This window comes from Kineosporia sp. A_224 (assembly GCF_002198655.1).
Classification (GTDB): Bacteria; Actinomycetota; Actinomycetes; order Actinomycetales; family Kineosporiaceae; genus R-H-3.
In genome coordinates this window covers 274,334-300,586 of the sequence record NZ_MWLN01000191.1, presented here as the reverse complement: position 1 = coordinate 300,586, position 26,253 = coordinate 274,334, and the positions used below count along the sequence as shown (strand labels likewise).

Annotated in this window: 19 protein-coding genes and 2 pseudogenes; 7 read left to right on the top strand and 14 right to left on the bottom strand. The window is 73.7% G+C overall.

The window, feature by feature from the left end:
- Window positions 1-2: 2 nt before the first annotated feature.
- Complete coding sequence (locus EDJALFJO_RS21685; RefSeq protein ID WP_088288369.1) at window positions 3-3,758, bottom strand: SpoIIE family protein phosphatase; 3,756 nt, start codon at window positions 3,756-3,758, stop codon at window positions 3-5.
- A 123-nt stretch (window positions 3,759-3,881) separates the two neighbouring features.
- On the opposite strand from EDJALFJO_RS21685, the gene EDJALFJO_RS21680 reads away from it, so the two are divergent.
- Complete coding sequence (locus EDJALFJO_RS21680; RefSeq protein WP_088288368.1) at window positions 3,882-4,466, top strand: hypothetical protein; 585 nt, start codon at window positions 3,882-3,884, stop codon at window positions 4,464-4,466.
- Between the two features lie 24 nt (window positions 4,467-4,490).
- Here EDJALFJO_RS21680 and EDJALFJO_RS21675 read toward each other — a convergent pair whose 3' ends face one another.
- From EDJALFJO_RS21675 to EDJALFJO_RS21650, 6 genes are all read right to left on the bottom strand, one after another.
- Window positions 4,491-5,525, bottom strand: a complete 1,035-nt coding sequence (locus EDJALFJO_RS21675) for a glycosidase (RefSeq protein WP_088288426.1) — start codon at window positions 5,523-5,525, stop codon at window positions 4,491-4,493.
- A 77-nt stretch (window positions 5,526-5,602) separates the two neighbouring features.
- Window positions 5,603-6,472, bottom strand: coding sequence for a carbohydrate ABC transporter permease (locus EDJALFJO_RS21670; RefSeq protein ID WP_198950526.1), 870 nt, complete (start codon window positions 6,470-6,472; stop codon window positions 5,603-5,605).
- A gap of 1 nt (window position 6,473) precedes the next feature.
- Window positions 6,474-7,427: a carbohydrate ABC transporter permease gene (locus tag EDJALFJO_RS21665; RefSeq protein ID WP_088288367.1), complete on the bottom strand. Its 954-nt coding sequence runs from the start codon at window positions 7,425-7,427 to the stop codon at window positions 6,474-6,476.
- A 10-nt stretch (window positions 7,428-7,437) separates the two neighbouring features.
- The gene (locus tag EDJALFJO_RS21660) at window positions 7,438-8,766 is read right to left on the bottom strand and encodes a sugar ABC transporter substrate-binding protein (protein ID WP_088288366.1); all 1,329 of its coding nucleotides are present in this window, start codon (window positions 8,764-8,766) and stop codon (window positions 7,438-7,440) included.
- Between the two features lie 113 nt (window positions 8,767-8,879).
- Window positions 8,880-9,677: an ABC transporter permease gene (locus EDJALFJO_RS21655; protein WP_088288365.1), complete on the bottom strand. Its 798-nt coding sequence runs from the start codon at window positions 9,675-9,677 to the stop codon at window positions 8,880-8,882.
- Entirely contained in the window at window positions 9,674-10,702 is a 1,029-nt protein-coding gene (locus EDJALFJO_RS21650) for an ATP-binding cassette domain-containing protein (protein ID WP_088288364.1), read from the bottom strand. Before EDJALFJO_RS21650 ends, EDJALFJO_RS21655 begins: the two co-directional genes overlap by 4 nt.
- 493 nt (window positions 10,703-11,195) lie before the next feature.
- On the opposite strand from EDJALFJO_RS21650, the pseudogene EDJALFJO_RS35745 reads away from it, so the two are divergent.
- From EDJALFJO_RS35745 to EDJALFJO_RS21640, 3 genes and pseudogenes are all read left to right on the top strand, one after another.
- Window positions 11,196-12,271, top strand: a pseudogene (locus EDJALFJO_RS35745) (AMP-binding protein); the annotation flags it as partial.
- A gap of 45 nt (window positions 12,272-12,316) precedes the next feature.
- Window positions 12,317-12,781 (top strand): hypothetical protein, encoded by a 465-nt coding sequence (locus EDJALFJO_RS35740; protein ID WP_369812567.1) that lies wholly within the window; start codon window positions 12,317-12,319, stop codon window positions 12,779-12,781.
- A complete protein-coding gene (locus EDJALFJO_RS21640; RefSeq protein WP_088288363.1) occupies window positions 12,769-14,205 on the top strand; it encodes a wax ester/triacylglycerol synthase family O-acyltransferase in 1,437 nt (478 codons plus the stop codon). Before EDJALFJO_RS35740 ends, EDJALFJO_RS21640 begins: the two co-directional genes overlap by 13 nt.
- Window positions 14,206-14,208: 3 nt before the next feature.
- Here EDJALFJO_RS21640 and EDJALFJO_RS21635 read toward each other — a convergent pair whose 3' ends face one another.
- The 5 genes and pseudogenes from EDJALFJO_RS21635 to EDJALFJO_RS21620 form a co-directional block, all read right to left on the bottom strand.
- Complete coding sequence (locus EDJALFJO_RS21635) at window positions 14,209-16,647, bottom strand: phosphoketolase (RefSeq protein WP_369812566.1); 2,439 nt, start codon at window positions 16,645-16,647, stop codon at window positions 14,209-14,211.
- Between the two features lie 141 nt (window positions 16,648-16,788).
- A pseudogene (locus EDJALFJO_RS36530) lies at window positions 16,789-17,691 on the bottom strand (cation diffusion facilitator family transporter); the annotation flags it as partial.
- A gap of 20 nt (window positions 17,692-17,711) precedes the next feature.
- Window positions 17,712-18,302 carry a general stress protein gene (locus EDJALFJO_RS21630; RefSeq protein WP_088288361.1) on the bottom strand — a complete coding sequence of 197 codons (591 nt, stop codon included), beginning with the start codon at window positions 18,300-18,302 and terminating at the stop codon, window positions 17,712-17,714.
- Window positions 18,303-18,350: 48 nt separating this feature from the next.
- Window positions 18,351-18,908 (bottom strand): hypothetical protein, encoded by a 558-nt coding sequence (locus EDJALFJO_RS21625; protein WP_088288360.1) that lies wholly within the window; start codon window positions 18,906-18,908, stop codon window positions 18,351-18,353.
- 74 nt (window positions 18,909-18,982) lie between these two features.
- Complete coding sequence (locus tag EDJALFJO_RS21620) at window positions 18,983-19,327, bottom strand: hypothetical protein (protein ID WP_088288424.1); 345 nt, start codon at window positions 19,325-19,327, stop codon at window positions 18,983-18,985.
- A gap of 200 nt (window positions 19,328-19,527) precedes the next feature.
- Here EDJALFJO_RS21620 and EDJALFJO_RS21615 point away from each other — a divergent pair, with 200 nt between their 5' ends.
- Window positions 19,528-20,589: a YbhN family protein gene (locus EDJALFJO_RS21615; protein ID WP_143448688.1), complete on the top strand. Its 1,062-nt coding sequence runs from the start codon at window positions 19,528-19,530 to the stop codon at window positions 20,587-20,589.
- Here the strand turns inward: EDJALFJO_RS21615 and EDJALFJO_RS21610 are convergent.
- Complete coding sequence (locus EDJALFJO_RS21610; RefSeq protein ID WP_088288358.1) at window positions 20,520-23,237, bottom strand: HAD-IC family P-type ATPase; 2,718 nt, start codon at window positions 23,235-23,237, stop codon at window positions 20,520-20,522. The genes EDJALFJO_RS21615 and EDJALFJO_RS21610 overlap by 70 nt on opposite strands.
- 140 nt (window positions 23,238-23,377) lie before the next feature.
- Window positions 23,378-24,280, bottom strand: a complete 903-nt coding sequence (locus tag EDJALFJO_RS21605) for a LysR substrate-binding domain-containing protein (protein ID WP_088288357.1) — start codon at window positions 24,278-24,280, stop codon at window positions 23,378-23,380.
- 75 nt (window positions 24,281-24,355) lie between these two features.
- Here EDJALFJO_RS21605 and EDJALFJO_RS21600 point away from each other — a divergent pair, with 75 nt between their 5' ends.
- Window positions 24,356-25,555, top strand: a complete 1,200-nt coding sequence (locus EDJALFJO_RS21600) for a thiolase family protein (RefSeq protein WP_088288356.1) — start codon at window positions 24,356-24,358, stop codon at window positions 25,553-25,555.
- Window positions 25,552-26,217, top strand: coding sequence for a 3-oxoacid CoA-transferase subunit A (locus tag EDJALFJO_RS21595; RefSeq protein ID WP_088288355.1), 666 nt, complete (start codon window positions 25,552-25,554; stop codon window positions 26,215-26,217). The genes EDJALFJO_RS21600 and EDJALFJO_RS21595 overlap by 4 nt, the downstream gene beginning before the upstream one ends.
- Window positions 26,218-26,253 lie beyond the last annotated feature (36 nt).

The window sequence follows — 26,253 nt, the reverse complement described above, 5'->3', positions numbered from 1 at the left end:
GCTCACCCCGCCGGCAGCACGCACCAGACGGCCTTGCCGCGACCCGTCGGCCGCGTCCCCCAGCGTTCGGTGACGCGGGAGACGAGGACGAGGCCGCGGCCGTGCTCGTCGTCGGTGGTGGGCCGCTGCTTGCGGGGCAGGTAGGCGGCCGCGTCGTGCACCTCGACGACCACCCGCCGGCCGTCGTGGCGCAGCCGCAGCTCGACGGGCGGGCGCCCGTGGACGATCGCGTTGGTGGTCAGCTCGCTCACGACGAGCAGGACGTCGTCGGTCCGTTCCTGCGGGAGCGACCACTGCCGCAGGACCTCGCCGACGGCGTGCCGGATCCCCTGCACGGCAGCGGCTGCGTCGGCCACCGGCCAGGTGTGGGTCGTGGTCCCGGCGGACTCGCCCAGGAAGTCCGCGAGGAGGATCGCCACGTCGTCGTCGGCGCCGTCCGGCAGCAGTTCGGCGACGAGCCGGTCCGGGGTGACGGCGTCCGCGCCGGCGCGTCCCAGCACCGCGGCGAGCGCGTCCACGCCGGCGTCGATGTCGCTGTCGCGGCGTTCGACGAGACCGTCGGTGTAGAGCGCCACCGTCGCCGGACCGGTGAGCAGCACGGTCTCCTCCTCCAGCGTGAACGGTCCGGTGCCGAGCGGCTGCCCGGCGGTGTCGGCGAGGCGCCGCACGTCCGACCCGCCGGTGACGAGCAGCGGGGGCAGGTGCCCGGCGTTGGCGAAGGTGAAGGTCCGGTCGCCCGGGTCGTAGACGGCGTAGAGGCACGTGACGATCTGGTCGTCGCCGAGGTCGCGGACGACGCCGTCGAGCAGCTCGAGGACGTCCGCGGGCCGCAGGTCCAGCCGGGCGTAGGCCCGGGCCGAGGCCCGCAGCTGGGCCATGATCGCGGCCGCCCGGACGCCCCGGCCCATGACGTCGCCGATGACGAGCGCGGCCCGGCCGGCCCCCAGCTCGATGACGTCGTACCAGTCGCCGCCGATGTGCGCGCCCTCGACCCCTGCCCGGTAGAACGTGGCGATCCGCAGGTGGTCCGGGGTGATCCAGCGTTCCGGCAGCAGGCTCAGCTGGAGCTGCCGCGCGATCTCGTGCTCGCGCGCGGCCGCCTCCCGCGCGGCCGCTGCGGCGGCCTGCAGCCCGACGGATCTCAGCTGCTCGGTGACGTCCTGCGAGCTGCCGCGCAACCGGTTGCGGTCGCCGGTCACCGACTCCACCAGCTCGCCGAGCACCCGGTTGGTGCGGACCTCGCCGTCCGGCCGCACGAACCGGACCTGGAGGTCCAGCGGCTCGCCCCGGACGGCCCGGGCCAGCGCGCCCCGCACGACGTCCGCGTCGTCCGGGTGGATGACGTGCGCCAGCGCGCCCTCGAGCCCGAGCCGGCCCACCTCCGCGGCCGACAGCCCGGTCTGCCGGACGAGCTCGTCGGACACCGACAGCGCGCCGGTGGCCATGTCGAGCTCCCAGCTGCCGACCGCGGCGAGGCGCTGCGCCTGGTCGAGGAGCACCCGGTTGTGCTCGAGCTCGACCGCGTTGCGGCGGCTGCGGTCGAGCTCGAGGTTCGACCGGACCCGGGCCGTGAGCTCACGGGCGGAGAACGGCTTGACGAGGTAGTCGTCCGCACCTGCGTCGAGGCCCTCGACCGTCGCCTCGTCCCCGGCCCGGGCGGAGAGCAGGATGATCGGGATGTCGGCGGTCGCGTCGTCCCCGCGCAGCTTCTGCAGCAGGCCGAAGCCGTCCAGCCCCGGCATCATGACGTCGGAGACCACGAGGTCCGGGCGGCGCTCGCGGACGCGCTCCAGGGCGGCGAGGCCGTCACCGGCGACGGCCAGGTCGTACGTCGGCGACAGCAGGGACACCAGGTAGTCGCGCATGTCGGCGTTGTCGTCGACGACGAGCACGTGCGGTGCGTCCGGGCCCGCCCGGTGCTGCCCGGCCGCGTCGTCCGGTGGCTGCGACCAGCGCAGCGCCTCGGTGAGGAAGCCCTCCACCTGCCGGTCCGCGGCGCCGCTCCGCGGGGCGCCGGCCGGCCGGACGACCTGCTCGGGCGGCAGGTGGTCGCTGCCGCGCCGGACGCGGACCCGGAAGGTGCTGCCCTGCCCCGGGGTGCTCTCCACCCCGACGCTCCCGCCGTGCAGCTGCGCCAGCTCGGCGACGAGGGCGAGCCCGATGCCCGACCCCTCGTGGCTGCGCGATCGTGCCCCGAGGACGCGGTGGAACCGTTCGAAGAGACGCTTCTGCTCCGTGGCGTCGACGCCGATGCCGGAGTCGGTGACGGCGAGCTCCACCGTCTGCTCGTCCGCCGACACCGTGACCCGGACGCCGCCGGTGAACGTGTGCTTGAGCGCGTTGGACAACAGGTTGAGGACGATCTTCGACCACATCTCGTGGTCGACGTGGGCGACGACGCCCCCGCCGGTGTCCTGCGCGACCTCGACGACGAGGTCCAGACCGGCCGCCTCGAACGCCGGCCGGAACATCCCCGCGAGCTCGGCCGTCGTGCTGCCCAGGTCGAGCGGCTCGTAGCGGGCCGTCATCCGTCCCGACCCCAGCCGGGAGAAGTCCAGGAGCATGTTCACGAGCTTGAGCAGCCGGACGGCGTTGCGGCGCATGACCTCGACCCGCTCGCGCTGCGTCGCGTCGAGCGGGTGCGCGGTGTCGGCGAGCGCGTCCTCGGCCGGGCCCAGCAGGAGCGTCAGCGGGGTGCGGAACTCGTGGCTGACATTGGTGAAGAAGCTCGTCTTCGCGCGGTCCAGCTCCGTGAGGGCCTCTGCCCGGGCCCGTTCGGCCTGGTAGGCACGGGCCGCGGCGACCCCGGTGCCGAGGTGCCCGGCCACGAGGCGCAGGAAGCCGGCGTACCCCTCGTCGTAGGGCCGGTACCGGTTGAGGCCCACGACGACGAAGCCGGTCACCGCGTCCGTCGCGGTCTGCGCGAGCGGCAGGACGGCGGCCCGGTCCGGCGGCTGCGGCCAGCCCCCCGCAGGGACGTCGGGGAAGCGGGCGGCGAGGTCGTCGACGACGCACTCCCGGCCCGCCGCCGCGCTCGCGAGCGGCCACACCGGGTCCGTGGCCGTGGCCCTGACGACGCGCGGTGCGACCGGGTCGCCGGCCACGGCCCCGGTCGCGGACACCAGCCGGGCGTCGCCGTCCACGTCGAAGAGGTACGTCGCCGTGAAGGGCAGGCACCACGGGTTGGCCCCGAGATGGACCTGTGCGGAGGCGAAGACGTCCGCCTCCTCGCGGACGACCGACCGGTCGGTGCCCAGGTCCCGCAGGGTGCGCATCCGGCGCTCGCCGACGACCCGTTCGGTCTCCTCGCTGACGACGCAGAGCATCCCTGCCGCCGTGCCGTCGTCGTCCACGAGCGGGCTGTACGAGAAGGTGTGGTAAGTCTCCTCGACGTACCCGTTGCGCTCCAGGAACAGCTGCAGCCCCTCGTCCCAGGTGGCCTCGCCGGTGCCCACGACGTGCTCGATGCGCGGGCCGATGTCCGGCCAGATCTCCTTCCACACCTCACGTGCGCTGCGGCCCAGGGCCCACGGGTACTTCGACCCGAGGGTGTCGCGGCGGTACGCGTCGTTGCAGAAGAAGGTCAGCTCGGGACCCCACGCCATCCACATGGCGAAGCGTGAGGAGAGCATGGTCCGGACGGCGTTCGCGAGGGTGTGGGGCCACCGCCCGGGCGGGCCCAGGGGGTGCTGCTCCCAGGGCACCTCGAGGAGGTCCGTGCCCACGGTGCCGGCACGGGACAGCGCGTGCTCGATCACCGATGGCGTCCTGTCACGCGTCCGGTCCTCTCGCAGATCCTTGGAGGATTAGACACGGTCCGCCGGTTCGCGCATGTCGATCTTGGACCGCCAGGTATCGGCGGATCGTCCTACGATGCCGTCATGGTCGCTCCGGCGAACGACTTCGTGCACGAGGTGGCCGCTGCTCGCGACCTCGTCGTGACGGCTGCCGGGGCGCACGCGCTGAGGCTCGAGCCGCGGGCGGCCGCCCTGCCCTGGTACTGCGACCTGGACGACGGGACGCCGACCGGCGAGGCCGACCCGGCGTCGTCGGTGAGATGGGTGTGCCCGGCGCTGCGCGCCCGCCGGTCCGGGGCCGGGTCGACGGGCCCGCTGCTCGACGTGAGCAGGCCCGGTCCGCACTCCGACCTCGGTCGATGGGCGGCACGGGTGGGGCGGCTCCTGGGCCGCCCGCAGCGGGGCGCGCCCGACGGCGGCACGCCGGGCCGGTTCGTCGTCACCGACCCGCACGGTGTCCTCGACACGGACCTGCACCGGCGCGTCGAGCACTGGCCGCTCGCCCGGCACGGTGACGGCACGATGCGGCCGGCCGAGCTGTGGTCGGTCCGGGTGACCGGCGAGGGGCTCGTCGTCACGTCCGTGTCGTGGTGGGGGAGCGCCGCCGCGCTCGACCACCAGATCGCCCTGGCCGTCGACATCGCCGGACGGCTCGTCACTCTGCGGTAGTACCAGCCACTGCTGCCGTCCGGATCACGGGGCCCCGGGTCCGGCAGGGGTCCTGTCGAGGACCGCGACCCCGATCGCCGAGTCGGCCATGCCGTAGAAGACGAAGCGACGTCCGTCGACCTCCTCGACCGCGGTGGGGAACACGACGTTGGGCACCGTCCCGGTCGTCTCCGCCGTCGTCGACGGCTCGAGCAGGGGGCGCGCGGTCCGGGCCAGCAGACGCGACGGGTCGGCGATGTCGAGGAGCATCCCGCCGGCGCTGTAGCGGGCCTCCGTCTGGGGCTCCCATCCCGTGGCCTCCTCGCCGGACACCCCGTGGTGGAGCAGGAGCCACCCCTCGGGGACCCGCAGCGGCGGCGGGCCGGCGCCGATCTTCACCGCCTCCCAGTCGTGCTCCGGCAGCGCGACGAGGCGGTGCCCGCTCACGTGCGCGAGGCGCCGCAGGTCCTGGTGCACCTGGGTGATCGGCGTGTAGGAGATCCAGATGCCGGGGCGTGGGTCGGCCAGGCCCGCGGGCAGCACGACCTCGCCGCCGCCGACGACGAGCCCCAGGTCCCACATCGGCCGGTGCAGCATCGCGTAGCAGAGATCGCCGTCCGGCCCGGGGACCGGGTCGGGGAAGAACACGACGTCCTTGTTCGGGTACAGGTTGAGGTCGCAGTCCAGGGCCGGGTCGTGCTCGAAGTGGACGGGCCCGAGCCGGCGCCAGGTGCGCAGGTCGTGCGAGACCGCGATCGCGGGGCGCGGGCCGAGCGGCCCGAACGCCACGTACGTCATGACGTGGAGCTGCAGGTTCGCCACCCAGACCACGCGCGGGTCCTCGACGCCGCGGTGCCCGCCGCCGCGCTCCCACGAGGCGTCGGGCGACAGGACGACGCCCTCGCGCCGGACGGCGTGCGGGACGCCGTCACGCAGGAGCACCTCGGCGAGCCCGACCCGGGAGACGTTGTGCGCGGCGACGATCCGGGGCAGCAGCCAGAGCCGGCCGTCGCCGTCGCGGCCGCTGCCGGGGTTCAGGACTCCTTCGGCCTCGTCGGGCGACCCGGGGTCGGGCGTCATGACGACGCCCGCCCGGGTCAGCCGGTAGGGCACGGCGTCGGGGACCGAGGGGAGGGCCGGCGCCGCCACGTGCAGGGTCACCCCTTCACCCCGGACCCGAGGTCGGTCGAGACGAAGTGCCGCTGGAAGGCGACGAAGAGCGCCACCGCGGGAGCGGCGAGGACGCAGGCGCCGGCCAGGATCGCGCCGATCGGGTTCGTCGCAGCGGCGGCGACGGTGCTGATGTAGCTGGCGAGGGCGACCGCGAGCGGCTGCATCTGCTCCTGCTTCGTCACGAGGAACGGCCAGAGGAACTCGTTCCACGGGCCGATGAAGGTCAGGAGCATCGCGGTGAGCAGGGCCGGCCGTACGAGCGGGATCGCGACGCTGCGCAGGATGCGGAACTCGCTGGCGCCGTCGATGCGGGCCGCGTCGAACAGCTCGGCGGGGATCTGCAGGAAGTACTGCCGGAACACGAAGACGGCCGTCGAGTTGATGGCGAACGGCGCGATCATCCCCAGGTAGCTGTCCCCGAGCCCGTAGCTGCGGACGATGAGCACGTAGAGCGGGACGATGAGCAGCTGGAACGGGATCGTCTGCAGCAGCAGCATCGTCGCGAACAGCACCCCGCGCCCGCGGAACCTCAGCTGGGCCAGGGCGTAGCCGGCGAGGACGCCGAACACGACCGTCGCCAGCAGCACGCCGCCGGTGAAGATGCCGGAGTTCACGAGCGTCCGGCCCAGGTTCAGCGCGGTCCCGATCTCCCGGTAGTTGTGCAGCGTGAGGTTGCCGGGGTGCGGGAGCACGCCGTTCAGGGACGTGTCCTGGCGGGTCTGCAGCGACCCGGACACCATGTAGTAGAAGGGGAAGAGGAACAGGACTGCCCCGGCGACCAGCGGTGCGAGGCGCAGCCACCGGGCGGCCGGGTGCGGCTCGCGGGCGGCGGCGCGCCCGTCGTCGGTCGTCATGTCAGTCCCTCTCGACGAGGCGCTGGACGGCGGCCACGACGAGCACACCGAGCACCAGGATGACGCCGATCGCCGAGGCGACGTCGGGGTGGTTCTGCTCGATGCCGCGCTGGTACATGATCAGCACCGGGGAGGCGGAGGCGCCGTTCGGCCCGCCGCCCCCGGTGAGCAGGTACGGCTCGGTGAACAGGTTGGCCCCGGTGATGATCGCCAGGATCGTGACGAGCGTCGTCGCCGGGCGGACGCCCGGGACCGTCACCGCCCGGAAGCTCTGCCAACGGTTCGCGCCGTCCATCTCGGCCGCCTCGTAGAGCTCCTTGTGCACGTTCTGGAGTGCGGCGAGGTACAGCAGGATGAAGAACCCCAGCTGCTTCCACGTGACGAACAGGGCGATGGACGGCATCGCCCAGTGCGCGTTGATGAGCCACGACGGGTCGGGCGCGAGGCTGCCGAGGAGCCGGTTGACCAGGCCGCCCGACCCGAACAGCGAGAGCCACACCCCGACCATCGCCACGCTGGCCGTCACGTACGGGACGTAGTAGCTGACCCGGAAGAAGGACCGGAACGGGATCGCCGCGTTGAGCGCGGTCGCGAGGAGCAGCGCGAGGACGACGGTCAGGGGGACGTTGATGACGAGGAAGAGGCCGATGTTGACGAACGACCTGCGGACCGCGGGGTCGGTGAGCACCGCGCGGTAGTTGTCGAGGCCCACGAAGGGCCGGGCCACCTCGACGCCCGGCGCGGTGAAGTAGTACCGCCGGAACGACATCCACACCGCCAGCCCCAGCGGGTAGGCGAAGAGCACCGCGACGAACAGTGCGTAGGGTGCGCCGAACAGCAGCCCGATCGGCTGGCGTCCGAGCACGGCCCGGCTCAGCCGGACGGCCCGCCGCGGCCGGCTCCCGGGGGTGTGCCCGGTCGCCGGCCGCGCCGCCGGGGTGACGGTGGTGGTCATCGCCGTGCGCCTACTGCGCCACGAGCTGGTCGATCTTCGTGGCCGCTCCGGTGAGCGAGGTCGCGGGGTCGGTCTTGCCGAAGACGACCGACGACGACCACGCGTCGCGGAACGCCTGCCACACCTCGATGGAGTTCGGCACGTTGGGCACCTCGACGACGTGCGCGGCCTCGGCGGCAAACGTCACGTAGTCCTTGTGCGCCGTGAAGTAGGCGGCGTACTGCGTCTCGATGCCCTTGCGCATCGGCATCTGGCCCGTCAGCTCGAGCAGCTTGCCGTCCTGGGCGACGCTCGTGGAGTACTTGAGGAAGTCCCATGCCGTGCCGGTGTTCTTGCAGGACACGTACATCCCGATGTTCTTCGCGTCGCTGAACGTCGGGACGGTGTCGCCGCCGCCCCCGGCGCTCGTCGGGACCGGGACGACACCCCAGTCGACCTTGCCCTCGTACGTCGAGATGGCCCACGGGCCGACGATCGCCATGGCCGCGGTGCCGTCGGCGAACGAGTCGCCGTTGTAGCTCTCCTTGCCGGCGAGGTTCTCCGCGTACAGCTGGGACCAGAAGGCGGCGACGGCCCGTCCGGCGTCGGAGTCGAACGTCGACTTCCCGTCGACGACGAGCTGCTTGCCATCGCTCTCGGCCGCGTAGAGCGGGTAGAAGTCGTACCAGGACTGGTAGAACTCGCTCGACGGTGCCGGGTAGATGGCGTACTTGGCGGCGCCCGACGACACGATCTTCTTCGCCGTCGCGAGGAACTCGGCGTAGCTGCCGAGCGGCGGGGCCGTGGTGCTGATGCCGGCGGACTTGAAGACCTTCTTGTTGTAGAAGATCATCACCGGGTTCGACTTCCAGGGCATCTGGTAGTAATTGCCGTCCGGCGAGACGAACTGGCTGTCCGCGGTCCCGGCGCGGGCCTCGATGTAGGCGGCGCCGTCGCTGAAGGTGTCGAGCGGGACGAGCCCGCCCTGCTGCTGGAACGTCGGGACGGACGCCGGGGACGTGTTGTAGATGAGGCACGGCTCGGTGCCCGCGGTGATCGCGGCGCCGATGACCTCCTCGGACGACTTGCCCGACGGGATCTCCTGGGCGCTGACCTTCTCCGTGGGGTGCGCCGCGTTCCACGCGGCCACGACCTGCTTGCCCCAGGTGACCTCCTGCGCGTTGTTGGAGTACCAGATGGAGATCGCGCCGTGGCTCTGGGCGGTGGCGTCCGCCCCGGCGCTGCCGGAGCCGCCGCACGCGGCGGTCCCGAGCACCAGGCAGACGGTGCCGGCGACGACCGCCCGTCGCCGGGTGCGTGAGGAGGAGACGAAGGAGGGGGTGTCCGCAGCGTTGCTCATGGTTCCTCGTCCGGTGTGGTGTCCGCTCAGCGCGGCGAAACGGCCACCGGGGTCCAGGGCAACGTGATCAGGCTACGCCCCCGGCGGTGACGGGCAAGTGCCGACGTCCCGGGTCAGCGGTCGATCCGGCGGTAGGCCGTGGTCGCCCCGGCGACCGAGACGCAGGCCAGCACCGTCGCGACGAGCAGCGACTTCCAGAACGCGCCCGCGTCGGGGTGGCCGAGCGCGAGACCGCGTGCGGCGTCCACGGTGTAGGACAACGGGTTCACCTTCGCGACCACCTGGAGCCAGCCGGGCAGCGAGGCGATCGGGACGTACGCGCTGGAGGCGAACATCAGCGGGAACGTCACGAGCATCCCGGCGATCTGGGTGGTCTCCGGCTTGTGGACCAGGACGCCGATCCAGATGAACAGCCAGTTGAGGGCGAAGCTCAGGGGCAGCGCGACGAGGAGCGTCCCGACGGCCTCGAGCAGCGTCCCGTGGAACCGGAACCCGAAGACCGCCAGGCCGAGCACCAGCATGACGAGGCTCTGGAGCATCCCGCGGACGACGTCGCTGAGGTTGCGGGCCAGGAGCACGGTCCAGGCGTGGATCGGCATGGAGCGGAACCGGTCCACCATGCCCTCTTCGAGGTCGGTGGCGATCGCGGTGCTCGAGGTCGTGGCGCTCTGGGCGAGTGTGGTGCACAGGACGGCGGGGAGCAGGTAGTCGATGTACGAGACCCCGGCGGGGAAGTCCGACGACTGCGAGACCGACCGGAACACCTGGCTGAAGAGGGTGAGCATGATGACGGGCATCGCGAGGGAGAAGAACACCAGCGTCGGCTCCCGCATGATCTTGCGGAGGTTCCGGCCGGTCAGCTCCGCCACCTCCACGCGGACCGAGGGGTGCAGGAGCGGCAGCGTGCTCACGTGGTCACCATCGGGGGCATGGTCGGGTCCTTCTCCGGTGCGGTCATGCCGGACGGCGGGGGTGCCGGCCGTCCGGTGAGAGCGAGGAAGACGTCGTCGAGCGACGGTTCGTGCACGGCGAGCCCGCGGAAGCGGACCCCCGCCGCGTCGAGGAGCCGGACGACGTCCGGCAGCGCCTCGGAGCCCGCCACCGGCACCCGCAGCTCGCGGCTGCCGGGCGAGTGCTCGACGGGGGCGCTCGCGAGGCCGGCGAGGGCGTCCAGGGCCGCCCGGCCGTCGGCGGGGTCCGTCAGCGTCAGATCGACGACGTGCGCGCCGACCTGGGCGCGCAGCGCGTCCGGCGGGCCCTCCGCCACCACGAGGCCGTGGTCGAGGATGACGACCCGCTCGGCGAGCCGGTCGGCCTCCTCGAGGTACTGGGTCGACAGGAGCACCGTGGTCCCGTCGGCCACGAGCCCCTCGATGACCGTCCACATCGCGAACCGGCTCCGCGGGTCGAGGCCGGTGGTGGGCTCGTCGAGGAAGACGATCGAGGGCCGCCCGGTGAGGCTGAGTGCGAGGTCGAGCCGCCGCCGCATGCCACCGGAGTAGGTCGACAGCGGGCGGTCGGCCGCGTCCCGCAGGTCGAAGGACCCGAGCAGGTCCTCCGCCCGGCGTCCGGCGTCCGCGCGGGACATCCCGAGCATGCGGGCGGTCATCCGGATGTTCTCGCGACCGGTGAGGAACTGGTCGACCGCGGCGTACTGGCCGGTGAGCCCGATGTGCCGGCGCACCTCGCCCGGCTGCGTGCGCAGGTCCGCGCCGCCGACCCGGGCCTGCCCGGCGCTGGGGCGCAGCAGGGTCGCGAGCATCCGGATCAGGGTGGTCTTCCCGGAGCCGTTCGGGCCGAGCAGCCCGACGACCGCTCCGGTGTCGACGTGCAGGTCGATGTCGCGCACGCCCAGCACGGGACCGTACGACCGCCCCAGGCCCTGGGCGAGGATCGCCGCCCCGCCCGCTGCTGCCGGGTCATGCGGCGGTAGCACGTGGGTCCACCTCCTGAGACGTCCGGACGCAGCGTGCCTCGAGGGTGGCGAACACGTGGGCGAGGCACATCAGGTCGAGCCGGCGCAGCACCTGGTCGCTCGGTCGCACCGGGCGCACGAAGGTCACGGACGGTCGGCCGACCGGTCCGCGCACCGGGGCAGGGGTGCCGCAGGGAGGGGACGGGTAGGAGGAGGCTGAGCAGGGGAGGGCCACGTTCCTCGGTTCCGGTGCACGTCAGGGGTGGACGACGTGCGCTACCGGGGACCGGGGCGGCGCCTGTCCGGGCCCCGCCGCGCCGTGCGCGGCCGACTGCCCGGACCTGCGACGCTAGTCGCGCCGTCCGCGCGGCACCCGGGACCTTGTCCCGGATCGGCGCACTTGGTCCCGCTTGCGACGCACCGTAACTGTGGGACAACTGGTGGTAGATCCCCGCAAAAGGGAACCATCAGCTCTGCCGGGGGCACCACGAGGGCACCACCGAGGAGCCCCAGCATGTTCAACCTCGCCGTCATCCTGCGTGAGTCCGCTGCGACGTCACCGCACAAGCCGGTCGCGACGTGGGACGGCGGAGCGATGACGTACGCGGAGCTCGACGACCTCTCCGACCGGTTCGCCGGTGCGCTCTCCGACCGTGGAGTCGCCGTCGGAGAACGGGTCGCGGTCCAGCTGCCGAACATCGCCGCCTTCCTCGTGGCCTACTTCGGCATCCTCAAGGCGGGCGCCGTGATGGTTCCCCTCAACGTGCTGCTCAAGACCGAGGAGATCGCCTTCCACCTCGGCCACAGCTCGTCGCGCCTGCTCGTCACCTGGGCCGGGGTGCTCGAGCACGCCCTGGCCGGCGCCGCCCAGGCCGGTGTCGACGACGTGGTCGTCGTGGGGGAGGTCGTCGTCGCGCCGTCGGAGGCCGGTGCGGCCGGAGCGCCGTCGCTGCTCCCGTTCGCGAGCCTGCTCCAGGCGGCACCGGCCGTCCCCCCGATGGCCGACACCGGGCCGGACGACACGGCGGTCGTCGTCTACACCTCGGGCACGACGGGCGTGCCGAAGGGTGCGGAGCTGACGCACTACCAGCTGTACATGAACGCCGACATCCCCGGCCGGCTCTTCGGCGTGCACGCGGACGACGTGGTCGTCGCGGCGCTGCCGCTCTTCCACGTCTTCGGGCTGTCGAGCATCCTCAACTGCGCGCTGCGGTTCGGGGCGAGCCTGTCGCTGGTCCCGAGGTTCAGCGCCGAGGCCGTGCTGACCGCCGTGGAACGGGACCGGGCGACGGTCTTCGAAGGCGTCCCGACGATGTTCGCGGCCCTCCTCGCCCACCCGGGCCTCGAGCAGGCCGACGTCTCGAGCCTGCGGATCGCCATCTCCGGCGGGGCGGCGATCCCGGCCGCGGTGTTCGACGCCTTCGAGCAGCGTTCGGGGTGACCATCCTCGAGGGGTACGGCCTGTCCGAGACGGCCTCGTCGACGACCTTCAACCGCAGCGTCGACGACCGGCGGATCTACAGCGTCGGCTCCCCGATCTGGGGGACCGAGTGCCAGATCTGGGACGAGCACGACCAGCGGCTGCCGGCCGGGCACGAGCACATCGGCGAGATCGTCACCCGCGGCTTCCACACGATGAAGGGCTACCTCGACGACCCGGACGCCACGGCGACGGCGTTCGCGCACGGCTGGCTGCACACCGGGGACCTCGGCTACGTCGACGAGGACGGGTACTTCTTCGTCGTCGACCGCAAGAAGGAGCTCATCATCCGGGGCGGGTACAACGTCTACCCGCGCGAGGTCGAGGAGACCCTCTACCGGCACCCGGACGTCGACGAGGCGGCCGTCGTCGGCATCCCGGACGAGCGTCTCGGCGAGGAGGTGCTCGCGTTCGTGGCGCTGCGGCCCGGCGCCGTGGTGACCGACGTCGAGCTCATCGCCTACTGCCGCGACCACCTGGCCGGGTACAAGTACCCCCGGGTCGTCGAGGTCCGCCTCCACCTGCCGAAGAGCGCCACGGGCAAGATCCTCAAGCTCCAGCTCAAGGCCCAGCTCACCTCCGGGCCCGCCCCCGCACCGGTGCAGCCGTGCAACAGCTGACCGGCCTCGACGCGCTCTTCCTCGCCATGGAGTCCCCCGAGGTGAACGGGCACGTCGGCAGCGTGTGCGTCCTCGACCCCTCGACGGCGCCCCGGCCCCTGACGCGTGCGCGGCTCACCGCGCACGTCGCGTCCCGGCTGCACCTGCTGCCGCTGCTCCGACGGTCCCTGAGGTTCGTCCCGCTCGGGCTCGACCAGCCGTACTGGGTCGACGACGAGCCGGTGCTGAAGCACCATGTGCGCCAGGTCCGGCTGCCCCGGCCCGGGGGCGACCACGAGCTCGCCACGACGGTCGCCCGCCTGCACGCCCAGCCGCTCGACCGGTCCCGGCCGCTCTGGGAGCTCTACCTCGTCACCGGGCTGCGCGGCGGCCGGGTCGCGGTCTACTCCAAGGTCCACCACGCCTCGATGGACGGCGTCTCCGGCGACGACGTGCTCACGGCCCTGCTCGACGGCACGGCGTCCGGCCGTGTCGTCGCGCCGGCCGACGGCGACCCGCCGCCTGACGAGGTCCCCCGGGACTCCTCGCTGGTCGTCCGCAGCCTGCTCTCGCTGCTGCGGCAGCCGGCCCGGGTGGCCCGCGTGTCGTTGGGCCTGCTCGTGTCGGTCCCGGGCCTCGTCGCCGCAGGGGCCGCCCGGGTCCCCGTGCTGGAGCGGGTCCTCGCACCGGAGGCCGTGCTCCCGTACGGGGGCCTGCGCGCCCCGCACACTCCCTTCAACGCCTCGATCTCGGCCGACCGGGCGTGGGCCTTCGCGGACCTGTCGCTCGCCGACGTCAAGCGGGTCAAGGAGTTCGCGGGCCTCACGGTCAACGACGTCGTCCTCGCGGTGTGCGCCGGGGCGCTGCGGCGCTGGCTGCTGGCGCACGACGCGCTGCCGGACGACCCGCTCGTCGCCGCGATCCCGGTGTCCCTGCGCAGCGGCGCGCCGGGCGGTCCGACCGGCAACCAGCTGTCCGTCATCCTCACCGGGCTGCCCACGAACGTCGGCACGCCGCTCGACCGCCTCCTCGCGACGGCGTCGGCGATGCGTGCCGGCAAGGCCGAGATGGCGACGTTCCCGCCGACGATGCTCGGCGAGCTGAGCGGGCTGGCGCTCCCCCTGGTCGCCGACCCCGGCTGGCGGCTCTGGGCGCACTGGCGGCTCATGGAGCGGATCAACCCGTTCAACCTGTTCGTGTCCAACGTCCCCGGACCGCGGGAGACGCTGTACTACGCGGGCGCGGAGCTCGTCGGGTACTACCCGGCGTCCTCGATCATCGACGGTCAGGGCCTGAACATCACGGCCATGAGCTACCGGGACCGGATCTGCTTCGGCCTGCTCGGCTGCCCCACGCTCGTGCCGGACGTCGAGCAGCTCGCCGCCTGGCTCGGCGACGAGCTGCACGCCCTGCTCCGCGACACCGTGGACCGGGAGGCCGGCTGAGCCTCAGGCGGCCGGACCGGCCGCCGGCGTCGGGTCGCCGAGCACCCAGTCCCGGATGTCGGGCAGGTCCTCGAGGTGCTCGACGACGTACGCCTCGTGCTCGGCGAGCCGGGCCCGGCAGTACGCCATGAGCTCGCTCGCCCCGGGCGGGGTGCGCCGGGCGTTGTTCAGGGCGTCCATGACGAGGTGGTAGCGGGACACCCGGTTGAGCACGACCATGTCGAACGGTGTCGTCGTGGTGCCCTCCTCGATGAACCCGCGGACCCGGAACCGGTCGGCGTCCGGCCGGCCGTGGACGAGCTGGTGGACCGCGCCCGGGTAGCCGTGGAAGGCGAAGACGACGTCGACGTGGTCGGTGAAGAGCTCCTTGAACAGCGTCTCGTCCATCCCGTGCGGGTGGTCCTTGCGCCGCGGGAGCGTCATGAGGTCGACGACGTTGACGACGCGGGTGCGGAAGTGCGGCAGGTGCTGGCGCAGGATGTCCGCCGCCGCGACCGTCTCCATCGTGACGACGTCGCCGGCGCAGGCGAGCACGATGTCCGGGTCGGCGCTGCCGTCGTCCGTGCCGGCCCAGTCCCAGACGCCGGCCCCCTGCGTGCAGTGGGCGACGGCCTCCTCCATCGACAGCCACTGCAGCTGGGGCTGCTTGTCGATGACGACGAGGTTGACGTAGGAGCGGGACCGCATGCAGTGGTCCGCCACGGACATGAGGCAGTTGGAGTCCGGCGGCAGGTAGACCCGGCCGATGTTGCCGCGCGCGGTGATGACGTTCTGGATCAGGCCCGGCCCCTGGTGGCTGAACCCGTTGTGGTCGTTGCGCCAGGCGGTCGAGGTGAGCAGGACGTTCAGGCTGGGGACGGCGGCCCGCCACGGCAGCTTGTCCGCCTCCTGGAGCCACTTGCCGTGCTGGATCGTCTGCGAGGCGCTGACCATCGCGAACGCCTCGTAGGTCGCGAACCAGCCGTGCCGGCCGGTGAGCGTGTAGCCCTCCAGCCAGCCGTGGCAGTTGTGCTCGGAGAGCACCTCCATGACCCGGCCGTCGCGGGAGATCGAGACGTCGATGTCCGCCACCCGTTCCGCGAAGGCCCGGTCGGAGGCCTCGAAGACCGCGCCGAGGCGGTTGCTGTTCGTCTCGTCCGGGCAGAACAGCCGGAACGAGTGCGGGTTGCGACGGTAGGTGTCACGCATCATCTCGCCGAGCTTGCGCGTGGACTCGGCGCGGACGCGGGCCGGTTCCGGCACGTCGACCGCGTAGTCGCGGAAGTCCGGCAGGTCGAGGTCGACGGTGGTGAGCCCGCCGTTCGCGGCCGGGGCGGCGCTCATCCGCAGGTCGCCGGACGGGTTTGCCCGCTGCACGATCGCGGTCGGTGCCCCGGTGGCGTCGAACAGCTCCTCGGGCCGGTACGACCGCATCCACGCCTCGAGCATGCGCAGGTGCTCGGGGTTTCCGCGCACGTTGGCCAGCGGTACCTGGTGGGCGCGCCAGGTGCCCCGCACCTGCACACCGTCGACGACGTCCGGGCCGGTCCACCCCTTGGGGCTGCGCAGCACGATCATCGGCCAGCGCGGCCGGGTGCCGTCCCAGCGGCCCTCGCGGGCGTCGGCCTGGATCGTCCGGATCCCGGCCCAGGCCCGGGCCAGGGCGGCGGCGAAGCGCAGGTGCATCCCCGGCACCTCCTCGCCCTCGACCTCGATGACCTCGTAGCCGTGCCCGTGGAAGATCTCCCGGACCTCGGCCGGGTCCTTGCGGCCGAGCACGGTCGGGCCGGAGATCTTGGCGGCGTTGAGGTGGAGCACCGGCAGCACAGCGCCGTCCCGCTCCGGGTTGAGGAAGGACACGCCCTTCCAGGAGCCTTCGAGCGGGCCGGTCTCGGCCTCGCCGTCGCCGACGACGGCCAGCGCGACGAGGTCGGGGTCGTCCATCACCGCCCCGAACGCGTGGACGAGCACGTACCCCAGCTCGCCGCCCTCGTGGATCGACCCGGGGGTCGTCACCGACACGTGGCTGGGGATGCCGCCGGGGGCGGAGAACTGCCGGAACAGCCGCAGCAGGCCCGCCTCGTCCTGGCCGACCTCGGGGTAGATCTCGCTGTACGTGCCCTCGAGGTACCCGGCGGCGACGAGCGCGGGGCCGCCGTGGCCGGGGCCGGCCAGGTAGATCATCCGCTGGCCGGTCTCGCGGACGAGCCGCGACGCGTGCGCGTAGACGAACGACAGACCGGGGCTGGTGCCCCAGTGCCCGAGGAGCCGGGGCTTGATGTGCTCGGTGGCCACCGGCTCGCGCAGCATCGCGTTCGCCATCAGGTAGATCTGGCCGACGGTCAGGTAGTTGTTCGCCCGCCACCAGGCGTCGACGACGGCGACGTCGTCCTGCGTGGGGTGGGCGAGCCGGTCGACCAGATCGGTCTGCGGGCGGAGGGACAGCGTGCTCGGTGCGGTCATGGCGACGGCTCCCTCGGAGCTGGGCACGGTGCCGTCCCTCCGCTGCGACGCTACCCCTGGATCGCCGTCGCGCTCCCCGGGCCGCCGGGCCGGGTGCCGGCGGGGCCGGGCCGCGGCGACCGGGTTGAGGTAGACGTAGGCGACGGCGGGCCAGGTGGCGCGCAGCGCCTGCGCCGCGTCGACGATGGCGGCCTCGACGTCCGGGACGTCGAGCGCGTCCTCGAAGACGACGTCGCCGTCGACGATGAGCGTGGCCGGGCCGACCACCATCGCGAACAGGTCCGGGACGGCGACGACGCCCGGCCGGGCCAGCACGACCGCCTGCATCCGGGTGACCTCGCCGGCCGGCAGGCCCCGGCCGGTGAGCAGCTCCCGGTTGGTGTGCAGCAGCACGACGGACGTCGCCAGCAGGACGAGCCCGATGACCGCGCTCGCGGCCGCGTCGGCCAGGGGTCGTCCGGTGAGCTCGGTGACCGCCAGCCCGACCGCCGCGACGACGGCACCCACGAGGCCCGCCGCGCTCGTGAGGATCACGGTCGTCACGGCCGGATCCGTTCCGCGCCAGAGCATCTGCGTGACGGTGAGGTTCCGCTGCGCGGCCTGTCGCAGCAGGGGCCGCAGCCCCACGGCGAGGGCCACGCCGTCCAGGGCCGTCATGACCGCGAGCACCGCGTACCCGACCGGGTACGACCCTGTGGCATGGGGATGCAGCACGGCGTGGACGGTCTCGGCGGCCGCGACCCCGAAGCCGCCGACGAACACCCCGACCGCGGTGAGCAGGGACCAGAAGAACCGCTCCCGGCCGTAGCCGAGCGGGTGCCGGTCGTCTGCGGCCCTCCCGCTGCTGATGACGCCGATGAGCAGGAAGACGCTGCCGGCCACGTCGGCCAGGCTGGTGGCGGTCTGCGTGGTGAGCGACGCGGACCGCGTCACGGCAGCCGCGGCGGCCACCGCCGCGGTCTGCGCGACGGCGACGTAGAGGCCCACGCGGATGCTGCGGTACCCCGGGCGGCCCGCGTCGGAGCGCCCGGGGTACCGCAGCATCGCCGCGGGGCCGGTCGGGGTCAGGGGGCGACGGGCGGCGTGGTCGCCTCGACGGTGTCGAGGTCGACGACCCGGTGGTGGTCGATCCGCTCGTGCGGGGTGCGGTCGAGCAGGTCGCGCGCCCGGAGCACGTCGCCCGGGGTGCCGTGGGCGATGAGGAGGAAGTGCTCCGCGCGCAGGTCGGCCTCGTAGACAGGGATGCCGTCGGCCGGGATCCCGGTGCTCGACAGCGCGCCGCCGAGGGCGCCGCCGACGGCACCGATCCCTGCGGTGGTCAGCATGAAGAGCAGGTAGCCGCCGACGGCGATGTGACCGACGCCGGGGACGAAGACCAGGGCGCCGAAGAGCCAGCCCCACAGCCCGCCCCAGGAGGCCCAGCGCGTGGTCCGCCCGCCCGCCGTCTCGAAGCCCACGACGTGCCGCTCCTCGCTCATCCCCTTGCCGAGCACGGAGATGGTCGACATGTCGTAGCGCTCGTGCTCGAGGAGGCGGACGGCCGCGGTCAGGTCGGCCTCGGTCGCGTAGACGGCGACCACGGCGTCGGGGGCCGCAGGCAGCGCGGTCGGTTCGCGCGGGGAGGTGGCGGGCGGGCCGGCGATGACGTCTGTCATGTCGTTCTCCTTCAGGAGGTGCGGAACGGTCGTGGTCGGACCGGAGGGTCAGAGCTGCCACACGGACGCGGCGTCGTTCTGCGAGGCCCGGTGCCGTGGGGGCGGGCCGGGTCGCAGCTCGTCATGCTCGGCATCACCGCCGAACACCGAGGCCGGGGCGGCTGCTGCACCGCGGTGCAGCCCGGAGCCCGCGCCGGACGTCCGCAGGGTGAGGGTGCGGTCCTCGTGGTCGTGATCGACGACGGAGCACACGATCTCGCTCACCCCGCTCGGGCTGACGACGGGTGCCACGGTGAGGTCGACGGTGACGAGCATGTTGCCGGGCGTGAGCATGGTGTCGCCGTAGGAGACCACCTCGCCCACCGATGCGCGCTGCACCGCGGCGCGCATCCGGTCCTGCACGTCGGGGCTCCAGGCCCAGTGCGGGCTGTCCCACAGCGGCGGTGCGTCAGCGGGGACGGGGAGCGAGGCGTCCTGCGCGAGGGGGCGCCTGGCCAGGGCCGGCACCACCGAGCGCAGGCGTTCCCCGGCGCGGGCGAGCAGGCCCGGCGCCGGGAGCCGCGCGGTGCCCGGGAACGAGGGATCTGAGGATGCGTTGCTGGTCATGGGGACCCTGTCCGGTAGATCGGTGTCGACGACGGGGACGACCGGTCACCTGGGTCCGGGGCAACACCGCGAGGCTACCCGTGCCGTCGGTCCTCGATCCGGGACTTCGCGTCCTCGAGCTGGCGGCGCAGCTCGGTGCGGACCTCGACCAGCGCGGAGCCGACGTCGCCGGACGGCGACGTCGAGGTCGCGACGAGCCGGGTGCGGCCGGCGATCCAGCACTCGAGGGTCATCTTCTGGCCCGGGCGTTCGCGGTCGCGCACCGACAGGTCGAGCTGTGTCCCGTCCGCCGGGTACGACGCGAGGTTGTCGTCCAGAGCGGCGAGCCGGTCGACGATGCCCGGCCACTCGTCCTGGGTGAAGCCGTCGGCGACCCGCAGGCATCCTGCGATCGTGGCCTGACCTCGGGTGGAGCTCATGACGGTCATCTCCTGGAGCGTCGTGGTGCGGGTCGAGCACGGTGCCGAGGTCGGTGGCCGGCCCGCCCCTGCGTCCTCATGCTCGTCCCGGGCGCCGGCTCCCACCAGGGGGCGAACGGCATGACGGCCCCTGCCCCCGTACGCTGACGGTGTCGTCCCGGACCCGGCGGCGCTCGATCCGTCGGCGCGCAGGAGAAGTCGTGGCGGTACCGGCAGGGCACGTGGACGGGCCGGTGCCCGGACGCGCGGTGTGGCTGCGGCGCGGCGGCCTGCTGCTCGTCATGGCCCTCGTCGTGGAGTACGCGGTGCTCCCGCAGCTCGCCGGGGCGCGCAGCGCGCTCGCCCTGCTCTCCTCGGTGTCGCCCGGGTACCTCGCGGCCGGCATCGTGCTGGAGCTGGGGTCGCTCGGCGCCTACTCCGCCCTGACCCGCGCCGTCCTGCCGGCCGCCGGCCGGCCGTCGCTGTGGACCCTGCTGCGGGTCGACCTGTCGGCCCTGGGCCTGAGCCACCTCGTCCCCGGCGGCGGTGCGACGTCCAACGGCCTGCGCTACCGGCTGCTCACGGTCGCCGGCCTCGCGCCGGCGGACGTCGTCACGGCGGCCGCGCTGCAGACGGCGGGCGCAGCGGCGATGCTCGCCGTCGTGTTCACGGCCGGGGTCGCGCTGGCCCTGCCCGGCGGCGGCGACACCCCCGCGTTCCTCGTGGTGGACGGCGTCGCGGTGACGGTCCTCGTGCTGGCGGCGGTGTGCGTCGTCGGGCTCGTGCGCCGTCCCGCCGTCGTCGTGGGGTGGGCGCGCCGGGGCGCGCACGTGGTGCCCCGGCTCGAGCCGGCCACCGCGGCCCGCGTCGTCGGCCGGCTCGCCGAGCGGCTCACCGCGCTCGGCGCGGACCGCGCCGTCCTGCGCCGCGCACTCGGCTGGGCCAGCGCCAACTGGCTCCTCGACGCGGCGGCCCTGTGGGTGTTCCTGCGGGCCTTCGGCCCGGCGGAAGGGCTCGAGGGTCTGCTGCTCGGCTACGGGCTCGCCGGGCTCGTCGCCCTCCTGCCGCTGACCCCCGGCGGCCTGGGTACCGTCGAGGCGACGCTCATCTCCGTGCTCGTCGGGTTCGGGACGCCGCACGCGCACGCCGTCCTCGGCGTCATCACGTGGCGGCTCGCCGAGTTCTGGCTGCCGATCCCGCTCGCCGCACTCGCCTACCTGTCGCTGCGCACCGGGGTCCTGCGCCCCGGCGCGCTGAACCAGGCGGCCCGGCGCCGCAGGTGAGCGTGCGGCCTCGGCCGCCGCAGCGCCGGTGCGGCGGTCCGCGCGGCCGAGAAGAAGACCCGCTTGCCCGCCTCGATGAGGGCCAGGTACCCGACGACCATGCCGGCCAGGGCGGCGAAGTACGCCCACGGCAGCGGCTGGAAGCCGAGCGCCCCGCTCAGCGGGCTGCCCGGGAGCAGCGCACCGACGAGGACGACCGCGGCGGCGGCGAGCATGAGGGCCCGGCTGGGGCGGCTGCGGAAGAAGGGGACGCGCCGGGTCCGGATGACGAAGACGACGAGTGTCTGCGTCGCGAGCGACTCGACGAACCAGCCGGAGCGGAACTGCGCCGGGCCGGAGTGGAAGACCGCGAGCATGACGACGAACGTCAGCGCGTCGAAGAGCGAGCTGAGCGGGCCGAAGAACAGCATGAAGCGCTTGATGAACCCGATGTCCCAGTGCGACGGCTTGCGGAGCTGCTCCTCGTCGACGCCGTCCGTCGGGATCGCGAGCTGACCGGCGTCGTAGAGCAGGTTGTTGAGCAGGATCTGCGAGGGAAGCATCGGCAGGAACGACAGGAACACGGACGCACCGGCCGCGGAGAACATGTTCCCGAAGTTGCTGGACGTCCCCATGAGGACGTACTTCACCGTGTTCGCGAAGATCCGCCGCCCCTCGGTGACGCCGTCCGCGAGGACGTCGAGGTCCTTCTCGAGGAGGATCACGTCGGCGGCGTCCTTCGCGACGTCCGTCGCGGAGTCCACCGAGATCCCGACGTCCGCGGCGTGCAGCGCGAGGGCGTCGTTGACGCCGTCCCCGAGGAACGCCACGCCGCCGGTGCTCAGTCGCTGCACCCGGACGATCCGGGCCTTGTGCTCGGGGCTGACCCGGGCGAACACCGTCGTCAGCGGGATGGCGGCGGCGAGGGCCTCGTCGTCGAGTGCGTCGAGGTCGGCGCCGGTGAGCACGCCGGCACCGGGCGTGCCGTCGTCGCCGTCCGGTGCGGCGGGCAGCAGCCCGAGGGTGCGGCACACCGTGACGGCGACCGCCGCGTTGTCCCCGGTCACCACCTTCACGGTGACGCCGAGCCCGGCGAGCCGCGCGAGGGCCTGGGCCGCACCGGCTTTCGGCGGGTCGAGGAAGACGAGCAGCCCGACGAGGTGCAGGCCGTGCTCGTCGTCGGGGGTGAGCGGCCCGGCGTCCGCGCGCGGCCGGCTGGCCACGGCGACGACCCGGTGGCCGGTGGCGAACTGCGCCGCCAGGGCCTCCCGCGCCTTCGGCGGCACGTCGGTGCACCGCTCCAGGACCGTCTCCGGCGCGCCCTTGGTGACGAGCGTGAGGTCCCCGGACCGGCTGCGCACGAGGACCGAGACCATCCGTCGCCCGTGGTCGAACGGCAGCACGGACAGATGGGTGTACCGGTCGAGCCAGGGCTGCAGCGACACCGCCTCCGGGGCGTCCCACAGCGCTTCGTCGAGCGGGTTGGCTCCCGCCGCCGCGCCGTCGGCGGAGCCGCCTGACTCGGTGCACAGCAGGCCCCAGCGCAGCGCGTCGCCGTCCGGGGCGGGCATGGCGTACCCGGGCGGGACCGTCGGGTCGGCGGCCGCGCCGTCCGCCCACCGCGCCCCGGGAACCGCTGCGGCGTAACGGACCCGGCCGTCCGTCAGGGTGCCGGTCTTGTCGGTGAAGAGGACGTCGACGTCCCCGAGGTCCTCGATGCACACCAGCCGCTTCACGAGGACGCGGCGCCTGCGCATCCGCCCCGAGCCGGCCGCCAGGCTCGACGACACGACCGCGGGGAGCAGCTGCGGGGTGATGCCGACCGCGATCGCCAGCGAGAACAGCAGGGCGTCCAGGAGCGGCCGGCCGAGCAGCACGTTCAGCACGAAGATCGCGGTGGTCAGGGTCGCCGCGACGCGCACCAGGAGCATCGAGAACCGGCGAAGACCGACCTGGAACTCGGTGTCGAGCGGGCGGGTCCGCAGGCCCGCGGCGATCGCGCCGAGCTGGGTCCGCGGACCGGTGGCGACGACGACCGCGACACCGCGGCCGGCGTGGACGACGGTCCCCATGAGGGCGGCGTCGGACAGGTCCGCGATCGCGGTGCCCGGCGCGGTCGCCGTGACGCCCTTGTCCGCGGGGAGCGACTCACCGGTGAGGACCGACTCGTCGCACTCCAGCCCGTCCGTCTCGACGAGGCGCAGGTCCGCCGGCACGATGTCGCCGAGCGCCAGGGCGACGACGTCGCCGACGACGAGCGTGGTGACGTCCACGAGCACGTGCCGGCCGTCGCGCAGCACGCGCGCGCGGTGCACGATCCGGTCGTGCAGGTCCTCCGCGGCCCGCTCGGCGCGGAACTCGTTGACGAAGCCGAGGGCGACCGACAGCCCGACGATGACGGCAATGATCGCCGCGCTGCCGCGCTCGCCGACGAGCGCGGACGCCGCGGCCGCGACGAGGAGCAGCCCCAGCAGCGGTGAGCGCAGCTGGTGCCAGAGGACGGCGAGCGGTCGGGCCTCGTGGGACGCGACGGCGTTCGGGCCGTCGCGCAGCAGCCGCCGTGCCGCCTCGTCGGAGGTCAGACCGGCCTCGAGGGTGACGTCGAGCGAGCGCAGCACGTCGGGCGCGTCCGCACCGGCGGCGCTCAGCAGTGCCGTCGTGTCCGGCATCGGGATCCTTCGGGACGGCTCGCGGCCCGGCGGCGGCCGGGTCGTCCGTCACCGGGGTCCGGGGCGACGTCGTCCACGGTACCGAGGTCCGCGCCGTGCGTGCCCCGGACGTCGGTCGTCAGGCGGTCGTCAGGCGGTCGTCACGTCCGTGGTCCCGCGGATGCCGCGACCAGGTCGACGACCGCGTCCGCCGCCCGCAGCAGGTGCGGCTCGGCCCGGTCCCGCAGCCGCGCGAGGGCCAGCTCGACGGTCCCGGCACCCCGCAGCGGCAGGTGCACGACGCCCGGCAGCCCGAGGGTGGTCGCCGGCTCCGGGACGACGGCGACGCCGAGCCCGCCCGACACCAGGGTGAGCAGGGTCGACGTCTCGGCCGCCTCGTGCCGCACCCGCGGCTCGAAGCCGGCGTCCCGGCAGAGGCCCACGACCCGGTCGAACATCACCGAGCCGCCCCCTCCGGTGTGCACGAGCAGGTCGACGTCGCGCAGGTCCCGGACGGCGAGCCGGCGCCGCCCGGCGAGGGCGTGGTCGGCCGGCAGCGCGACGACGAGCCGGTCCTGCCGCAGCGGGAGCACGACGACCGACGGCTCGTGGACGGGCGTGCGCAGCAGCGCGAGGTCGATGTCGCCCGACCGCAGCGCCGCGAGCTGGTCCGGGACGAGCATCTCCCCGCGGAAGGAGAACTCGACGCCGGGCAGCGCGGCCGTCAGGCCGCGGGCGAGCCGGGGGAGCAGGCTGTAGGTGACCGAGCCGACGCAGCCGACGGTCAGCGTCCCGACGCTGCCGGTGGCCACCAGCCGGGCCTCCTGGGCCGCGTCGTCCAGGTCGGCGAGCACCCGGCGGACCCGCTCCAGGTACGCCGACCCCGCGGCGGTCAGGTCCACCCGCCGGGTCGTCCGCCGCAGCAGCTCGACCCCGAGCTCGCGCTCGAGCGCACGGATCTGCTGGGACAGCGGCGGTTGCGCCATGTGCAGGCGCTCGGCGGCCCGGCCGAAGTGCCGCTCCTGCGCGACCATCGCGAAGTAGCGCAGGTGACGCAGCTCCATAGATACTTCCTGAGTCTCAATCGGACGCGATCCTGGTCTTGGAGAATATCGGTGAATCCGCGTAGCGTCGCGTCTGTGACCGACTCCTACCTCTACGCCGCCGTCCGGACGCCGTTCGGCCGCTTCGGCGGGGCGCTGGCCGGCGTCCGGCCGGACGACCTCGCCGCGACCGCGCTCGACGCCGTGCTGCGCCGGGTGCCCGCGCTCGACCGCGCCGAGGTCGACGAGGTCGTGTGGGGCTGCGCCAACCAGGCCGGCGAGGACAACCGCAACGTCGGCCGGATGGCGCTGCTGCTCGCCGGCCTGCCGACGTCGGTGCCCGCGACGACGGTGAACCGGCTCTGCGGCTCCTCCCTGGACGCCGTGATGCAGGCGTCCCGGCTGGTCGAGACCGGCGACGCCGAGGTCGTCGTCGCGGGCGGCGTGGAGTCGATGACCCGGGCGCCGTGGGTGCTGCCCAAGCCGGACCGGACCTTCCCGGCCGGCAACGTCACCGCGGTCTCCACGACGCTCGGCTGGCGGCTGGTCAACGAGCGGATGCCCGCCGAGTGGACGGCGTCGCTCGGGGAGTGCAACGAGCAGGTCGCGCAGAGCACCGGCATCACCCGGCAGCAGCAGGACGACTTCGCCGCCCGGTCGCACCGGCTCGCCGCGCAGGCCTGGGCAGAGGGCTTCTACGACGACCTCGTCGTCCCGGTGCCGGGGGTCGACCTCGCCCGCGACGAGAGCATCCGCGACGGCACCACCCCGGAGAGGCTCGCGGGCCTCAAGCCGTCCTTCCGGCCCGACGGCACGATCACCGCCGGCAACGCCTCGCCGCTCAACGACGGCGCCAGCGCCCTGGTCCTCGGCACGGCGTCCGCCGCGGACCGGCTCGGCACCGTGCCGCTGGCCCGGGTCGCCGGCCGCGGGGCCACGGCGAACGACCCGAACCTGTTCGGCCTGGCCCCGATCGAGGCCGCCGGTGCCGCGCTCCGCCGGGCCGGGATCGCCTGGTCCCAGGTCGGTGCGGTCGAGCTCAACGAGGCCTTCGCCGTCCAGTCGGTGGCCTGCGTGGACGCCTGGCTGAAGGACGGCCTGCGCGACCCGGAGCTGGTCAACGCCAAGGGCGGCGCGATCGCGATCGGTCACCCGCTCGGCGCGTCCGGTGGACGGGTCGTCGCCACCCTCGCCGCCCGGCTGCGGGCCGACGGGGAGCGGTACGGCGTCGCGGCGATCTGCATCGGCGTCGGTCAGGCGCTGGCCGTCGTCCTGGAGAACGAGGACGCGGCATGACCACCCTGCTCTGCGCCGACCCGGACGAGGCGGTGGCCGGCGTCCGCGACGGCTCGACCGTCCTCGTCGGCGGCTTCGGGATGGCCGGGATGCCGGTCGCACTCATCGACGCGCTGATCCGGCAGGGCGCCACCGACCTGACCGTCGTCTCGAACAACGCCGGCAACGGGGACACCGGGCTGGCCGCGCTGCTCGCCGCCGGCCGGGTCCGCAAGGTGGTCTGCTCCTTCCCCCGCCAGGCCGACTCCTGGGTCTTCGACGGCCTCTACCGGCAGGGTCGCGTCGAGCTCGAGCTCGTGCCGCAGGGCACGCTCGCCGAGCGGATGAGGGCCGCCGGCGCCGGGATCGGCGCCTTCTACTGCCCGACCGGGGCGGGCACGCCGCTCGCCGAGGGCAAGGAGACCCGTGAGATCGACGGCCGCAGCCACGTGCTGGAGTACCCGCTGCGCGGTGACGTCGCGCTCATCGGTGCGTACCGCGCCGACCGGATGGGCAACCTCGTCTACCGCAAGACCGCGCGCAACTTCGGTCCCGTGATGGCGACCGCCGCGACGACCGTCGTCGCCCAGGTCCGGGAGGTGGTCGACGTCGGAGCCCTCGACCCGGAGGCGGTCGTCACCCCGGGCCTCTACGTCGACCGGGTCGTGGAGGTGGGGTCGTGAGCACGCACGCCCTGGTCGCCGGTGTGCTGGCCGGGC

What these genes read in the sequence shown, in the direction of transcription:
- EDJALFJO_RS21680 (WP_088288368.1), top strand. Translation starts at nt 3,882, where the DNA reads ATGGTCGCTCCGGCGAACGACTTCGTGCACGAGGTGGCCGCTGCTCGC.
- EDJALFJO_RS21675 (WP_088288426.1), bottom strand. Translation starts at nt 5,525, where the DNA reads ATGACGCCCGACCCCGGGTCGCCCGACGAGGCCGAAGGAGTCCTGAAC.
- EDJALFJO_RS21670 (WP_198950526.1), bottom strand. Translation starts at nt 6,472, where the DNA reads ATGACGACCGACGACGGGCGCGCCGCCGCCCGCGAGCCGCACCCGGCC.
- EDJALFJO_RS21665 (WP_088288367.1), bottom strand. Translation starts at nt 7,427, where the DNA reads ATGACCACCACCGTCACCCCGGCGGCGCGGCCGGCGACCGGGCACACC.
- EDJALFJO_RS21660 (WP_088288366.1), bottom strand. Translation starts at nt 8,766, where the DNA reads ATGAGCAACGCTGCGGACACCCCCTCCTTCGTCTCCTCCTCACGCACC.
- EDJALFJO_RS35740 (WP_369812567.1), top strand. Translation starts at nt 12,317, where the DNA reads ATGAAGGGCTACCTCGACGACCCGGACGCCACGGCGACGGCGTTCGCG.
- EDJALFJO_RS21635 (WP_369812566.1), bottom strand. Translation starts at nt 16,647, where the DNA reads ATGACCGCACCGAGCACGCTGTCCCTCCGCCCGCAGACCGATCTGGTC.
- EDJALFJO_RS21630 (WP_088288361.1), bottom strand. Translation starts at nt 18,302, where the DNA reads ATGACAGACGTCATCGCCGGCCCGCCCGCCACCTCCCCGCGCGAACCG.
- EDJALFJO_RS21625 (WP_088288360.1), bottom strand. Translation starts at nt 18,908, where the DNA reads ATGACCAGCAACGCATCCTCAGATCCCTCGTTCCCGGGCACCGCGCGG.
- EDJALFJO_RS21620 (WP_088288424.1), bottom strand. Translation starts at nt 19,327, where the DNA reads ATGAGCTCCACCCGAGGTCAGGCCACGATCGCAGGATGCCTGCGGGTC.
- EDJALFJO_RS21610 (WP_088288358.1), bottom strand. Translation starts at nt 23,237, where the DNA reads ATGCCGGACACGACGGCACTGCTGAGCGCCGCCGGTGCGGACGCGCCC.
- EDJALFJO_RS21605 (WP_088288357.1), bottom strand. Translation starts at nt 24,280, where the DNA reads ATGGAGCTGCGTCACCTGCGCTACTTCGCGATGGTCGCGCAGGAGCGG.
- EDJALFJO_RS21595 (WP_088288355.1), top strand. Translation starts at nt 25,552, where the DNA reads ATGACCACCCTGCTCTGCGCCGACCCGGACGAGGCGGTGGCCGGCGTC.